Source organism: Amycolatopsis lexingtonensis (assembly GCF_014873755.1).
Lineage (GTDB): Bacteria > Actinomycetota > Actinomycetes > Mycobacteriales > Pseudonocardiaceae > Amycolatopsis > Amycolatopsis lexingtonensis.
On record NZ_JADBEG010000001.1, the window covers coordinates 8,531,843 to 8,545,111 of the forward strand.

General features: G+C 72.5%; 13 protein-coding genes. 11 read left to right on the plus strand and 2 right to left on the minus strand.

The features are described 5' to 3' along the window. Positions 1-23: 23 nt before the first annotated feature. Both H4696_RS39770 and H4696_RS39775 read left to right on the plus strand, forming a co-directional pair. Complete coding sequence (locus H4696_RS39770; protein ID WP_086861239.1) at positions 24-620, plus strand: class I SAM-dependent methyltransferase; 597 nt, start codon at positions 24-26, stop codon at positions 618-620. Then, positions 592-1,080 (plus strand): DedA family protein, encoded by a 489-nt coding sequence (locus tag H4696_RS39775; protein WP_086861221.1) that lies wholly within the window; start codon positions 592-594, stop codon positions 1,078-1,080. Before H4696_RS39770 ends, H4696_RS39775 begins: the two co-directional genes overlap by 29 nt. Here the strand turns inward: H4696_RS39775 and H4696_RS39780 are convergent. Then, positions 1,056-1,829, minus strand: a complete 774-nt coding sequence (locus H4696_RS39780) for a helix-turn-helix transcriptional regulator (protein ID WP_086861220.1) — start codon at positions 1,827-1,829, stop codon at positions 1,056-1,058. The two genes, H4696_RS39775 and H4696_RS39780, sit on opposite strands and share 25 nt — an antisense overlap. A 74-nt stretch (positions 1,830-1,903) precedes the next feature. Between H4696_RS39780 and H4696_RS39785 the strand changes: the two genes are divergently transcribed. Both H4696_RS39785 and mfd read left to right on the plus strand, forming a co-directional pair. Beyond that, positions 1,904-2,827: an LLM class flavin-dependent oxidoreductase gene (locus H4696_RS39785; protein ID WP_086861219.1), complete on the plus strand. Its 924-nt coding sequence runs from the start codon at positions 1,904-1,906 to the stop codon at positions 2,825-2,827. 52 nt (positions 2,828-2,879) lie between these two features. Then, positions 2,880-6,434 carry a transcription-repair coupling factor gene (gene mfd / locus H4696_RS39790; RefSeq protein ID WP_086857614.1) on the plus strand — a complete coding sequence of 1,185 codons (3,555 nt, stop codon included), beginning with the start codon at positions 2,880-2,882 and terminating at the stop codon, positions 6,432-6,434. Between the two features lie 58 nt (positions 6,435-6,492). Here the strand turns inward: mfd and H4696_RS39795 are convergent, their stop codons facing one another. Next, positions 6,493-6,900, minus strand: coding sequence for a hypothetical protein (locus H4696_RS39795; RefSeq protein WP_086857613.1), 408 nt, complete (start codon positions 6,898-6,900; stop codon positions 6,493-6,495). 85 nt (positions 6,901-6,985) lie between these two features. Between H4696_RS39795 and H4696_RS39800 the strand changes: the two genes are divergently transcribed. From H4696_RS39800 to H4696_RS39830, 7 genes are read left to right on the plus strand one after another with little or no spacing between them, the layout of a single operon-like run. Next, positions 6,986-8,023, plus strand: a complete 1,038-nt coding sequence (locus H4696_RS39800) for a hypothetical protein (RefSeq protein ID WP_420831536.1) — start codon at positions 6,986-6,988, stop codon at positions 8,021-8,023. Further along, positions 8,020-8,952, plus strand: coding sequence for a nucleoside triphosphate pyrophosphohydrolase (locus H4696_RS39805; protein ID WP_086857611.1), 933 nt, complete (start codon positions 8,020-8,022; stop codon positions 8,950-8,952). Before H4696_RS39800 ends, H4696_RS39805 begins: the two co-directional genes overlap by 4 nt. 54 nt (positions 8,953-9,006) lie before the next feature. Then, on the plus strand, positions 9,007-9,564 hold the full coding sequence (locus H4696_RS39810; RefSeq protein WP_086857610.1) for an RNA polymerase sigma factor: 558 nt from the start codon (positions 9,007-9,009) through the stop codon (positions 9,562-9,564). Further along, positions 9,561-10,349, plus strand: coding sequence for a zf-HC2 domain-containing protein (locus H4696_RS39815; protein WP_192782790.1), 789 nt, complete (start codon positions 9,561-9,563; stop codon positions 10,347-10,349). The genes H4696_RS39810 and H4696_RS39815 overlap by 4 nt, the downstream gene beginning before the upstream one ends. A gap of 9 nt (positions 10,350-10,358) precedes the next feature. Continuing rightward, on the plus strand, positions 10,359-11,162 hold the full coding sequence (locus H4696_RS39820; protein ID WP_086858891.1) for an ABC transporter ATP-binding protein: 804 nt from the start codon (positions 10,359-10,361) through the stop codon (positions 11,160-11,162). Then, a complete protein-coding gene (locus H4696_RS39825) occupies positions 11,159-12,517 on the plus strand; it encodes a hypothetical protein (RefSeq protein WP_249026962.1) in 1,359 nt (452 codons plus the stop codon). The genes H4696_RS39820 and H4696_RS39825 overlap by 4 nt, the downstream gene beginning before the upstream one ends. Continuing rightward, entirely contained in the window at positions 12,514-13,077 is a 564-nt protein-coding gene (locus tag H4696_RS39830) for a hypothetical protein (protein ID WP_086858893.1), read from the plus strand. Before H4696_RS39825 ends, H4696_RS39830 begins: the two co-directional genes overlap by 4 nt. Positions 13,078-13,269 lie beyond the last annotated feature (192 nt).

Consider the following 13,269-nt stretch of genomic DNA (forward strand, 5'->3'; position numbering starts at 1 on the left):
CCGCCGTTCCTACCGTCTGGCTCATGTCGATCACCAGTGAATTCCTCCGCCACCCGCTGCTGACGGGCGCGATCGCACCCAGCTCGCCGCGGCTGGCCGAACCGATGACGGCGGGCCTCGGCCTGGAACGCGCGACGCGGGTCGCCGAACTCGGCCCGGGCACCGGCGTCTTCACCGAAGCGGTCCTCGCACTGCTTCCTCCCGAAGCGCGCCTGACCGCCGTCGAGATCAACCCGCGTTTCGCCGACGCCCTGCGCAAGCGCTTTCCGCAGGTCGACGTCGTCACCGGCACCGCGGAACACCTCGACCAAGCCGGCCTCGACGTCGTCGTCTCCGGGTTGCCGTGGACGGCCATGACGGCGGCCCGCCAGCAGCGCATCCTCGACGCGGTCGTCGCGGCACTCGCCCCGACCGGCCGGTTCACGACGTTCGCGTACGCCCATGCGGCCTGGACACCGCCCGCGCGCCGCTTCGCCGCTTCACTGCGAAGCCGTTTCGCGGTCGTGGAGCGCACTCCGGTCGTCTGGGGCAACTTGCCGCCCGCGTTCGTCTACCGCGCGGCGCTCCCGGTCGCGGTGGGGAGGGCCCGGCGTGGACAGCCTGCTGCGGCCGCTGCTTGACGCGCCCCCGGCGGTCGTCTACCTGGTCTGCGCGCTGGTGATCGCGGCGGAAACCGCGCTGCTGCCGGGCATCGTGCTGCCGACGCTGTCGACGTTGCTGCTGATGGGGTTCCTCGCCGAGCGCGGCACGCTCGACTTCGGGCTCGCGTTGACGGTGGCGGTCGCGTCGGCCGTCCTCGGCGACCAGCTCGCCTACCTCGAAGGACGGCGCTGGGGGCCGCGGCTCGCGCGCCGCGTCGGCCGCGAGCGGTGGGACCGCGCCGAGTCGGTGATCTCGCGCTACGGCGTCCCGGCGGTGATCGCGGGCCGCTGCCTGGTGGGGTTGCGGACGCTGGTGCCGCGCGTCGCGGGCTCGGCGGCCATGCCGTACCGCCGGTTCGCGGCGGGCAGCGTGGCGGCGGCGGTGCTGTGGGCGGGCGCGGAACTGCTGGTGGGTCACACGACGGCGCTGGTGCTCTGAAGCCGTTCCGCGGTTTCGGCGTCCGCGGGCAGGAACGTCTCCAGCTTCAGCTCCGACACCGTCACGTCCGCCGCCGTCGCGAACGTGGTGATCGCCGTGATCAGCCGCAGCTCGCCGACCGAGCTGGCCAGCCGCACCGGCACCGCGAACCCGAGGTGCTCCGGGCCCGGCGGGGCCGGCGGCGGCAGGTACCCCTCCAGCTCCGCGAGCTGGGCGGCCAGCCGGTCGTCCGGGATGCGGGCCAGGTCGTTGCGGAGGCGTTCGAGGATGTGCCGCGCCCAGTCGTCGAGGTTGCGCACGCGCGGCGCCATCCCGCGCGGGTGCAGCGCGAGCCGCAGCGTGTCGACCGGCTCTTCGAGCAGCTCCGGCGCAACGCCTTCGGTGAGCAGCGCGAAGGCGTCGTTCTTCGCGACCAGCACGCCGTAGCGGTCGACGACGATCGCGGGGTAGGGCCGGTGGCCGTCGAGCAACCGCCGCAGCCCGTCGAGGACCGGCCGGATCGCCGGGTCGTCGAGCCGGGTCTCGGGGTACGACGGCGCGAAACCCGCGGCGTGCAGCAGGCCGTTGCGCTCGCGCAGCGGCAGTTCGAGCGACTCGGCGACGCGCAGCACCATGCCGCGGCCGGGGAGTGAGCGCCCGCTCTCCATGAAGCTCACGTGCCGCTGCGTCGTCCCGGCCCGCAACGCCAGGTCGAGCTGGCTGAGGTGCCGTCGCGTGCGCCAGTCCTTGAGCGCCGTTCCGAAGTTCACGCCTCCATCCTGCTCGGCCGCGCCATTCCCCGCGGGGAATTGAGCTCATACCCCGGTTTCGCGACGCTTCGGCCATGACGAAATACGGCTTGGTCGTCCCGACCTACCAGCCCATCCTCGACGCCGGGCGGACCGCGCCCGAACTGGTCGGCGTGGCCGTCGAAGCGGAACGCCTCGGACTCGACTCGGTGTGGGTCGGCGACACCCTCGCGCGCGCTCCGCTGGACGCGTTCACCATGCTGAGCGCCTTCGCCGCCCGCACCTCCCGGGTGACCTTGGGGACGTCCGCGCTGCTCCCGGCGTTGCGGGACCCGGTGCTCTCGGCGAACCAGCTGCTGTCCCTCGACCTGCTCAGCGAAGGTCGCCTCACGGTGGCGGTCGGCGCGGGGTTCGCGGGGCGCAGCGAACCGGAGTTCGCGTTCGTGGGGGTGCCGTGGGAGCGGCGGCGGGCCCGCCTGGACGACATCGTGGGCCTGTGGCGGGCGGCGTGGCGCGGCGAATCGTCGTTCCACGGCGAGGTGCTGCACTACGACTCGCTTCCCGCGTTCCCCTTGCCGGCGCGGGACGGCGGCCCGCCGGTCTGGCTGGCCGCGTACACGCCGGGCGCGCTGGAGCGCGTCGGACGGCTGTACGACGGCTGGCTCCCGTACCCGCCGGACCCGGCGGACTACGGGACCGGGCTGGCCCGGATCCGCGCGGTCGCCACCCGGCCGGTGACGCCCGCGTTGTTCGCGACGGTCCTGGTCGAGGACGACCCAGTCCGCGGGCGCGCGCTGCTGGAGGAGTACTGCCAGCGCAACTACGGGATGCCCGCCGACTTCGTCCAGGGCATCCAGATGCAGGTCACCGGGAACGCCGCGGAGGTCGCTTCGCGGCTGCGGGAGTACGAAGGCGCGGAGCACTTCCTGCTGCGCATCGCGAGCACCGACCCGAAGGTGTTCGACGAGCAGCTGACCCGGGTCGCGGAGGTGGTGGAACTGCTGCGCGACCAGCCGTGATCGGAAACCTGTCGGGGGTGGCACGTAGGCTGGGATCGTGACCGAAGCTCCACTGTCCGGACTCCTCACCGCCATCCTTCCCGACCCGGCCCTGCGCGGCGTGGTCGAGCGCGCCGGCGCGCCGCTGCTCGAGCTGCAGGGCCCGATCGCCGCCCGGCAGCTCGTCGCCGCCGCCCTCGCGGCGGACGACGGGGCGGGCAAACCCGTGCTCGCCGTCACCGCCACCGGCCGCGAGGCCGACGAGCTGACCGCCTCGCTCAGCGCCCTGCTCGGGGCGCGGAAAGTAGCCGACTTCCCGAGCTGGGAGACGCTCCCGCACGAGCGGCTCTCGCCCCGCGCGGACACCGTCGGCCGCCGCCTGGAGGTGCTGCACCGCCTCAAGACCGAGGACGATTCGCTGCGGGTCGTCGTCGCGACCGTCCGCAGCCTGATCCAGCCGATGGCGCCCGGCCTCGGCTCGCTCGAGCCGATCGACCTCGTCGTCGGCGAGGAGGAGCCGTTCGAGCAGCTGCTCGAACGGCTCGTCGAGCTGGCGTACACCCGCGTCGACATGGTCGAGAAGCGCGGCGAGTTCGCCGTCCGCGGCGGCATCCTCGACCTGTTCGGGCCGACCGCGCAGCACCCCGTGCGCGTCGAGTTCTGGGGTGACGAGGTCAGCGAGATCCGCGCGTTCGCCGTCTCCGACCAGCGGTCGCTGCCCGGCGAGATCCCGCGCGTCACCGCGCCGCCGTGCCGCGAGCTGCTGCTGACACAGCCGGTCAAGGAAAAGGCCGCGGAGCTGGCGAAGACGTACGAAGCGGACGCGCACCTGGCCGAAATGCTCACCAAGCTGGCCGACGGCATCCCGGTCGAGGGCATGGAGGCGCTCATCCCGGTGCTCTGCGAAGGCGAGCTGGAGCTGCTCACCGACGCGATGCCGGTCGGCACGCACGTGCTGCTCACCGACCCGGAGAAGATCCGCGCCCGCGCCGCCGACCTCGTGCGCACCGGCCAGGAGTTCCTCGAAGCGTCCTGGACGACGGCCGCGGCGGGCGGGCAGGCGCCGATCGACCTCGGCGCGTCCGCCTACCGCGGGCTCGACGAGATCGCGTCGCACGCGCAGGACACCAAGCGCGCCTGGTGGACGCTCACCCAGCTGACCAGCGAAGACCCCGACGTGTACCGCGTTTCCGTGGAAGCCGCGCCGGCGTACCGCGGCGAGCTGGACCGCGCGACGACGGACTTGCGCGCGCACATCGCGTCGGGCGGCACCGCGGTGCTCGTCGTCGCCGGCCACGGCACCGCGGCTCGCGCGGTCGAGCAGTTCTCGGCCGCCGACGTCCCGGCCGCGCTGGCGGGCGAAGGCCTGGAGAGCGCGCCGGCGCCGGGCGTCGTCACGGTCACCTGCGGCGGCCTGACCGACGGCTTCATCTCGCCGGAGCGCGCGCTGGTCGTGCTCACCGAGGCGGACCTGACCGGCCGCGGCTCCGGCGCCGGAACGTCCACAAAGGACCTCACGACCAAGATGCCGTCCCGGCGGCGCAACGCCGTCGACCCGCTGGCGCTGAAGGCCGGCGACTACGTCGTGCACGAGCAGCACGGCATCGGCCGGTTCGTCGAGATGGTGCAGCGGACGGTCGCCGGCGCCACCCGCGAGTACCTGCTGCTGGAGTACGGCTCGTCCAAGCGCGGGCACCCGGGCGACCGGCTGTTCGTACCGACCGACCAGCTCGACGAGGTGTCCAAGTACGTCGGGGGCGAACTGCCGACGCTGAACAAGCTCGGCGGTTCCGACTGGAAGAACACCAAGGCCAGGGCCAAGAAGGCGGTCAAGGAGATCGCCGCCGAGCTGGTGCAGCTGTACGCCGCGCGGCAGGCCGCCCCGGGGCACGCGTTCGGCCCGGACACGCCGTGGCAGGGCGAGCTGGAGGACGCCTTCCCGTTCACCGAGACCAACGACCAGCTCGCCGCGATCGACGAGGTCAAGGCCGACATGGAACGCGGCGTCCCGATGGACCGCGTGATCTGCGGCGACGTCGGCTACGGCAAGACGGAGATCGCCGTCCGCGCCGCGTTCAAGGCGGTCCAGGACGGCAAGCAGGTCGCGGTCCTCGTCCCGACGACGCTGCTCGCCCAGCAGCACCTGAACACCTTCCAGGAGCGGATGCGCTCGTTCCCGGTGACGATCAAGGGCCTGTCCCGGTTCACGAACAAGACCGAATCGGACCTCATCCTGGAGCAGCTCGCCGCCGGCGAGGTCGACATCGTGATCGGCACGCACCGCCTGCTGCAGACCGGCATCCGCTACAAGGACCTCGGTCTCGTGATCGTCGACGAGGAGCAGCGCTTCGGCGTCGAGCACAAGGAGCACATCAAGGCGCTGCGCACGCACGTCGACGTGCTCACCATGTCGGCGACCCCGATCCCGCGCACCCTGGAGATGTCGCTGGCCGGCATCCGCGAGATGTCCACGATCCTCACCCCGCCCGAGGACCGGCACCCGATCCTGACCTACGTCGGCGCGTACGACGACAAGCAGGTCGGCGCGGCCATCCGGCGCGAACTGCTGCGAGACGGCCAGGTCTTCTACGTCCACAACCGCGTCTCCTCGATCGAGAAGGCGGCGCGGCACATCCGGGAACTGGTGCCGGAGGCGCGCGTCGTCACCGCGCACGGCCAGATGAACGAGGACAAGCTCGAGAAGATCATCCAGGGCTTCTGGGAGAACGAATACGACGTCCTGGTGTGCACCACGATCGTCGAGACCGGGCTGGACATCTCGAACGCGAACACGCTGCTGGTCGAGCGCGGTGACCTGCTGGGGCTGGCCCAGCTGCACCAGCTTCGCGGCCGGGTCGGCCGCGGCCGCGACCGCGGGTACGCGTACTTCCTGTACCCGCCGGAGGCCCCGCTGACGGAGACGGCGCACGACCGCCTGGCGACGATCGCCCAGAACACCGAACTCGGTGCGGGCATGGCGGTCGCGATGAAGGACCTCGAGATCCGCGGCGCGGGCAACATCCTCGGCGCGGAGCAGTCCGGGCACATCGCGGGGGTCGGGTTCGACCTGTACGTGCGGTTGGTCGGCGAAGCGGTCGACGCGTTCCGCAGGCACGCGGGCGCGGAGCCGGCGGAGGACGAGGAGATGGCCGACGTCCGCGTCGACCTCCCGATCGACGCCCACCTCCCGCACGACTACGTCCCGGGCGAGCGGCTGCGGCTGGAGGCGTACCGCAAGATCGCGGCGGCGCCGGACACCGCGGGCCTCGACGCGGTGCGCGAGGAGCTGATCGACCGCTACGGCCAGCCGCCGGCCGCGGTGAACCGGTTGCTGGCGGTGGCGAAGTTCCGGCACACGTGCCGCGAGGCGGGCGTGACGGAGGTGGCGGTCCAGGGCAACACCATCCGGTTCGCGCCGTTGCCGCTGGCCGACTCGCAGCTGGTGCGCCTGAAGCGGCTGTACCCGAAGGCGGTGTTCAAGGCGGTGACGAACACGGTATCGGTGCCGAAGCCGACCGAGGGCCCGGCGGGCGGCCGGATCGGCGCGCCGACGCTGCGGGACGAGGAACTGCTGGACTGGTGCACGAAGCTGCTGGTGCAGCTGACGAAGAAGCCTGCCGCGGTTTAGCGGACGTTCGTGAAGGCCACCTTGCGCTTCCACAAGGTGGCCTTCACGGAACTCGGGGTCAGCCGACTTCGATGAACATCGGCGGCAGCGCCTCCGCCAGCCCCATCCGCACCTGCTCTTCCGGCACCGGAACCGCGCCGGCGCCGGACATCGGCAGCGGCCGGGGTTTCCGCGGCATCCGCGAGCCCGAACCCCCGCCCCGTCCGGGGTACACCAGCAACCCCCGCGCCGGATCCGGGACGGCGTCCAGTGCCGCCGTCACGACCGGCAGCCCCCGGAACGCGTCCCGCCGTTCCTCGCTCCCGAACTCGATTTCGAGCACCACACCCCACCGGTGCTCGTGCCACACCCACTGCTCGGCGCCGTTCGTCAGCGCCGCTTCGGTGAGTGCGTCACCGTAGGCGAGCCGCCACTTCGTGGCCGTGTGCTCACCGTCGAAGACTTCGATGGTCAGCCAATGGTCCATAAGTCGACATTACGGCTGCCGACACCCCAAGGGTGTTGCGGTTCGGCACCGATGGTGTGAGAGGGTATGCGTTGTGATGCGGATCATGGGGCGCCCTCGCGCGCTGGTCGCGGTCGTTGCCGGTGCTCTTCTGCTCGCCGGGTGCGGTGCGGGCCCCAGCCAGGTCGGCAGCGCCGTCATCGTCGGCGACCGGTCGGTTTCGCTCGACTCGGTCCAGTCGATGATCGACCAGGCGGTCCGCGACCACCCGTACGCGAAGAAGCTCGCCGGTGAGCACAAGCTCGACCTGCTGGGCCGCGAGATCGTCCGGCAGACCGTCCTCCACGAGCTGACCCTGCGCGCCACCAAGCAGGAGAACCTCGTCGCGGACCAGGCGAAGATCGCCGGGCTGGCCGCGCAGGTGACCCCGGAGCCGGTCACCGACACCGGGCAGGGCGACCAGGTCGCCGTCACGCAGATCGTCTCGAAGCTGCGTGACCGCAACGAGGTCGCGAGCGACGTCGTCTTCGAGCAGCAGCTCGCCCAGAAGACGCTGCCGAAGCTGTCGGTCGGCGCGGACTACGTCGGCATCACCGCGACCGCGGACAACGACCAGGCGGCCCGCACCCGCGCGTTCGACCTCGCGAAGGAATTCGCCGCCGACCCGAACAAGGTGCAGGCCACCGTCCAGCAGGCGCAGCAGGACGCCCAGCAGGCGCAGCAGGCCCAGCAGACCGGGATGCCGGCCCCGCCGAGCGTCTACTCCGCCGGCCAGACCGCCGAACTCTTCGGTGCCGCGCAGTACCCCGGCCTCGCGCAGACCGCGCTGTTCGGCTCCGAAAAGAACAGCGTCGTCGTCTTCCAGGCGCAGAAGCCGCAGAGCCCGGACTGGTTCGTCTTCGTCATCCGCGCCCGTGGCACCGACCGGGCCGTGCCGGCCGACCAGGAGGCGCAGAAGCCGACGGACGCGCAGCTGACGTCGATCGGCACCCGGCTGCTGCAGCCGTACCTCGGGCAGAGCGGCCTGCGCGTCAACCCGCGTTACGGCGTGTGGGATGTTGTGGGCATGAACCTCGTGCCGAACTCCGACGCCACCCAGGGCATCGTGCTGCCCGTGCGCGGTGCCGCATCCGCGCAGCAGTGACCGCAGGCGTCGTTGTAGTCGTCCGCGGGACGACGCTGCCCGGTGCGGCACTGAAGATCCTCCGCGAGTCCACGGCGGTCTACGCGGCCACCGACGTCGACCCGGCCGCGTTCGGGGTCCCGGCCGTCACCGAGGCGCCTTCGCTGAAGGATGTCGTGCTGCTCGCCGGGTCCCGGGACGAGCCCGCCGCGTCGCTGCTCATCGCGACCGGCGCGGTCGTCATCGAGACGCCGGTGCCGCCGCTGGTGCGGGCCGCGGACGTGATGGACCGGCTCCGTTCGCCGGGCGGCTGCCCGTGGGACGCGGTGCAGACGCACGAATCGCTGCGGCAGTACCTGGTCGAGGAAACCTACGAACTGCTCGACGCCATCGAAGACGGCGATCGTGAAGCGCTGCGCGAGGAACTCGGCGACGTCCTCCTGCAGGTGCTGTTCCACGCGCGTGTCGCGACCGAGGACCCGGCCGACCCGTTCGGCATCGACGACGTCGCCGCCGCGCTGGTCGAGAAGCTGGTCGGGCGGCACCCGCACGTGTTCGCCGACGCGGACAAGGTGCACACGGTCGAGCACCAGAACGTGAAGTGGGAAGAGCTGAAGCAGCGCGAGAAGCAACGTCAGTCCATTGTGGACGGCGTGGCGCTCGGCCAGCCCGCCGTGGCGCTGGCGGGCAAGCTGGGGCAGCGGTCCGGGCGGGCGGGCATCCCGCTCGACCTCTTCCCCGAAGGTTCGGGAACCGCGGCCCAGCTGTTCCGCATCGCGGCCACGGCGCGCCGCGCGGGCGTCGACCCCGAAGACGAGCTGCGCGCGCTGGCGAAGCAGTTCGCGCGGGACGTCCGGGCCGCCGAGCAGGCCGCCCGCGACGCCGGCCTGGAGCCGACGACCCTCGAAGCCGACGGCTGGCGGAAGTTCTGGCCCACCCGTTCGGTGTGACGCAGCACACAGTCGGGTGAGAACCGTTTCCGATCACCCGGCGTCTTGCCTGGTGTGAGACACCTGCCACTGGACAGTGCGGACGAGGAGCACCTCGTCCGGCGCGCGGCCAAGGGTGACCGCGCGGCGTTCGAGGAGCTCTACCGCCGCACGTCGCCCTGGCTCGCCGTGCGCCTGCGCCGCCGGTGCGCGGACGACCAGATCGTCGCCGAGGTCATGCAGGAGACCTACCTGGCGGTCTGGCGCGCGGCGGGTTCGTTCGCGGGGGCCGTCGCGGGCGGGAGCGCGGTCGGGTGGGTGTGGACGATCGCGGCGCGCCGGCTGGTCGACGCGTTCCGCCGCCGGGCGCACCACGCGCAGCCACCGCCGGAGATCGCGCTGGACTGCGCGCCGGTTGCGGCGGCCGAAGACGAGGCGCTGTCGGTGGCGCTGGGCGACGAGATCGGCGACGCGCTGCGCGACCTCGCGCCCGAACTGCGGGCGGTCCTGCAGGCGATGGTGCTCGACGGGCTGACCGTCCGCGAGACCGCCGTCCTGCTGGGGCTGCCGGAAGGAACCGTCAAGACCCGCGCTCGCCGGGCACGGATCGCGATGCGGGAGGCACTGTCATGAACCACGCGCCGGACCGGCTCATCGCCGTGTACGTGACGGGCGGCGACCTCCCGGGTGACCAGCTGTGGGGCCTGGAGGCCCACCTCGAGAACTGCCGGGTGTGCCGGGCGAAGGTCGCCGAGGTCGCGCCCGTCCAGCCGGTGGTCGACGTCGTCTGGAACCGGCTCGCGGCGGAGGTCGGGCCGGTCGCGCCGCGCGTCCGGCGGAGGTTTCGGTGGCTCGACACCTGGGTCACGCCGGCGATGGCGCCGTGGCTGGCGATGATCGTGGCGGTCACCCTGGTCGCGGTGCTGCTCGACGGGGTCTGGCACGCGGTGCTCGACATGACGGCGGTGCAGCTGTTCGCCCCGGTCCTGCCGGTGCTCGGGGTCGCGGCGTCGTGGGCGCGAGGGCTCGACCCGGCCTACGAGGTCGTCGCCGCGACGCCACGGGCGGGGCTCTACCTGGTCGCCCGGCGGACGGTGGCGGTGCTCGCCGTCGTGCTGCCGGTGCTCGGCTTCGCCGGGTGGCTGACCGGCACCGGGCCGGCGCTCTGGCTGCTGCCGAGCCTGGCGTTCACCACCGGCACGCTCGCGCTCGGCGGGGTGCTCGGGGTCAGCCGGGCGGCGTACGCGCTCATCGCGGTGTGGGTGGCGATCGTCGTGCTGCCCGCGTTCGTCCAGCGGGGACAAGCGTTTGCGCTCACCACCGGCGCGCTGCCGGTGTGGGCGGGGATCTTCGCGCTGACCACGGTGGTCGTCGCCCTGCACAGGGCGGCGTACACCCGGCTCGGCGCGCACGACTAGGGAGGAAGAATGCGGGCAGTGGGGGCCGCCGAGGTCGCACCGGCGACCTACGCCTGGGAAATCCAGGCGCAGGGGCTGAGGGTGCGGGTGGGGCGGCGGAAGATGGCCGTGGACGGGCTGGACCTGTCCCTCGGCAAGGGGGTGCACGGCCTGCTCGGGCCCAACGGCGCGGGCAAGACGACCCTGATCAGGGCACTGGCGACGGTGCTCCGGCCGGCGGAAGGCAGCCTGACGCTGCTGGGCACGCAGGCGGGCGGCCACGCCGGCCAGCGCGCCCTGCGCCGCCGGATCGGTTACCTGCCGCAGAACTTCGGCTACTACAAGCGGTTCACGGTCCGGGAGTTCGTCGAGTACCTGGCGTGGCTCAAGGAGGTGTCCAAAGAGGACATCCCGGGCGCGGTCCAGCGCGCGATCGAGCGCGTCGGGCTGGCCGACCGCGCCGACGACCGCATGAAAACCCTGTCCGGCGGCATGGTGCGCCGGGTGGGGATCGCCCAGGCGATCGTCAACGACCCGGACATCCTCCTGCTCGACGAGCCGACGGCGGGCCTCGACCCGGCGCAGCGCGTGCGCTTCCGGGAACTGGTGCAGGAACTGGGCCGCGACTCGTGCGTGCTGATTTCGACGCACCTGGTCGAAGACGTCGCGACGGCGTGCACGGACGTGGTGCTGTTCGCGGAGGGGAAGCTGGTGTTCAAGGGAACGCCGGGCGAGCTGACCGAGGCGGGCACCCTGGAGCACGTCGGCGACAGCCCGATCGAGCGCGGCTATTCGGCACTGCTGAACCACGAACCGGGCAAGGGGGCGTGGTGATCCTCCGCACCGAACTCCGGCGCTCCATCGCGCCCTGGGCCGGGCTGGCGGTCGTCGTCGTCGCGCTCGGGTTTCTCTTCCTGCTCTCCGGGCCGTGGTGGAAAGCGCCCGCGTCGTGGACCGTGCACAGCACCACCACCGCGTTGTGGCTGCGGTTCCTGCTGGTCTTCCTCTGGCCCGTCGTCGTCGGTGCCGGGGCCATCCAAGGCATGCGCGACAGCCGCTCCGGGATGGGTGAGCTGCTCGCCACCACGTCCAGGCCCGGGTGGCAGCGGCTGGCGCGGCTGGCCGGTGCGGTCGGCGGGCTGAGCGTGGCCGGTTTCCTGGTCGTGTTCGCCGTGGGGGCCGTCGAAGTCCTCGCGCACGACGGGTTCTTCTCGCTCGGCTTCCTGCCGGTGCTGCTCGTCGGGTCGCTCGGCGTCCTCGCGGGCAGCTGGCTCGGGCTGGCGGTCGGGCGGCTGCTGCCGCACCCGCTGGCCGCGCCCGGGGCGGCCGTACTGGCGTTCGTCCTGACGGTCCTCTGCTGGATGTCGCTCGAGCGCGGGCTGGAGCCGGTGTTCCCCGCCCGGGTGGGGCCGCTGGCGCCGTCGCTCGCGGAGCCGCGCGGGGAGATGGTGACGACCACCGCGTCGCTCGACTTGGGGCAGAGCGCGTGGTTCCTCGGGCTGGCCGTGACCTCGTTCCTGCTGCTGTCCGTGCGTTCCGTGCGGGCGCGGCTGCTCAGCCTGCTGCCGCTGGTCGCCGGGGTCGCCGTGGCGTTGCCGCTGTTCCCGGCGGCGCCGGCCGACGCGCTCACCATCGACAGCGTCGCCGGCCGGAAGGTCTGCGACGGGCCGATCTGCGTGTCCGAACTGCACCGGGACCGGCTGGCCGCGTTGCAGGGCCCGGGTCGCGAAGCGCTCGCGATGCTGGCGAAACTGCCCGACCCGCCGGCCCGGATCGAAGAGCAGGTTCTGCCGCCGCCGATCAGCGAGCCGGCTCCGCGTGATCCGCACGTCGTCTACCTGGACTTCCAGCGCAACGACCTCTTGCGCACCGCGGGCGCGGACGACCTGCGGCTGGCCGTCCTGTCCGGGGCCGGGGTGCCCAGCTGCCTGCGGCCGAGCACCAGCACCATCCCGGACCAGGCCGCCCGGGCGATCGCGGCGGGATACTTCACCGGAAAGCTCGAACCGCTGCCGGAATACACCCGGAACTGGTTCAAGCGGGAATTGCCGTCGATCGAACAGGTGTGGGAGAAGTTCCGCGCCCTGCCACCCGAAGTGCAAGCCACCCGGATCGCCGCGCTGCGGCAATCGCTGCTGACCTGCCGGGGCGAAGCGCTCGACACGCTCGTTCCCGGAGCGCTCAGATGAGGTGGGCGGCGCTGTACGCCCGCTCGCGCCAGCTGCCGGCGGCGGCCGCGGCGCTGCTCGTCGCGACGTCCGGGGTGTGGTTGCTCGGGCGGGACTCCTGGAGCGTGATCCCGGCGGTCGTGACGCTGACGGCGGGCGTCGCGGTGGCGGCGATCGGCCTGAGCGGGCAGGACGCCGACCTCGACCGGGCGGCGGCGCTCCCGTGGCCGCTGCGGCGGTTCGCGCACCTCGCGCTGATCGGCGTGGCCGCCGGGGGGCTGCTGGCCGGCGTGCAGGAGCTGGGGCCGGTCGCGGTCGACCTGACGGTCGTCACCCGGGACGCGGCGGGGCTGGCCGGGCTGGCGGGACTGGCCGCCGCGGTCGCGGGCGGGCAGTTCGGCTGGACGCTGCCGCTGGCCTGGTGCGCGATCAGCCCGTTCGTCCCGCCGGCGGACACGACGGCTGCCCGCGTCACGGCGTGGCTGCTGCAACCTGCGGGAACACCGGCGGCCACCTGGACGGCGGTAGTGCTGGCGGTGGGGGGTGCGGTGGCATACACGGGCTGGGGAGGGCGCCGCTGAAGGCAGGCCGAAGGACCCCGGAAGAGTGAATGGAGAGAAAACCAACTCCCTCCATGTTAAACGTATATCGCTTTGGGGGGCTTGCCGCAAGACCCCGGTCATACCGCAAAATCGTCGCCCTGAGCCGGAAAACCCCGGCTCGGGGATCAAACGGGGGTTTTGCGAGTGCGTGTTTTGCTGTCTACGTACGGG

Excerpts from the sequence above, each read along its gene's own strand:
- H4696_RS39795 (WP_086857613.1), bottom strand. The coding sequence starts at position 6,900 with ATGGACCATTGGCTGACCATCGAAGTCTTCGACGGTGAGCACACGGCC.
- H4696_RS39785 (WP_086861219.1), top strand. The coding sequence starts at position 1,904 with ATGACGAAATACGGCTTGGTCGTCCCGACCTACCAGCCCATCCTCGAC.
- H4696_RS39815 (WP_192782790.1), top strand. The coding sequence starts at position 9,561 with ATGAACCACGCGCCGGACCGGCTCATCGCCGTGTACGTGACGGGCGGC.
- H4696_RS39800 (WP_420831536.1), top strand. The coding sequence starts at position 6,986 with ATGGGGCGCCCTCGCGCGCTGGTCGCGGTCGTTGCCGGTGCTCTTCTG.
- H4696_RS39820 (WP_086858891.1), top strand. The coding sequence starts at position 10,359 with ATGCGGGCAGTGGGGGCCGCCGAGGTCGCACCGGCGACCTACGCCTGG.
- H4696_RS39830 (WP_086858893.1), top strand. The coding sequence starts at position 12,514 with ATGAGGTGGGCGGCGCTGTACGCCCGCTCGCGCCAGCTGCCGGCGGCG.
- H4696_RS39770 (WP_086861239.1), top strand. The coding sequence starts at position 24 with ATGTCGATCACCAGTGAATTCCTCCGCCACCCGCTGCTGACGGGCGCG.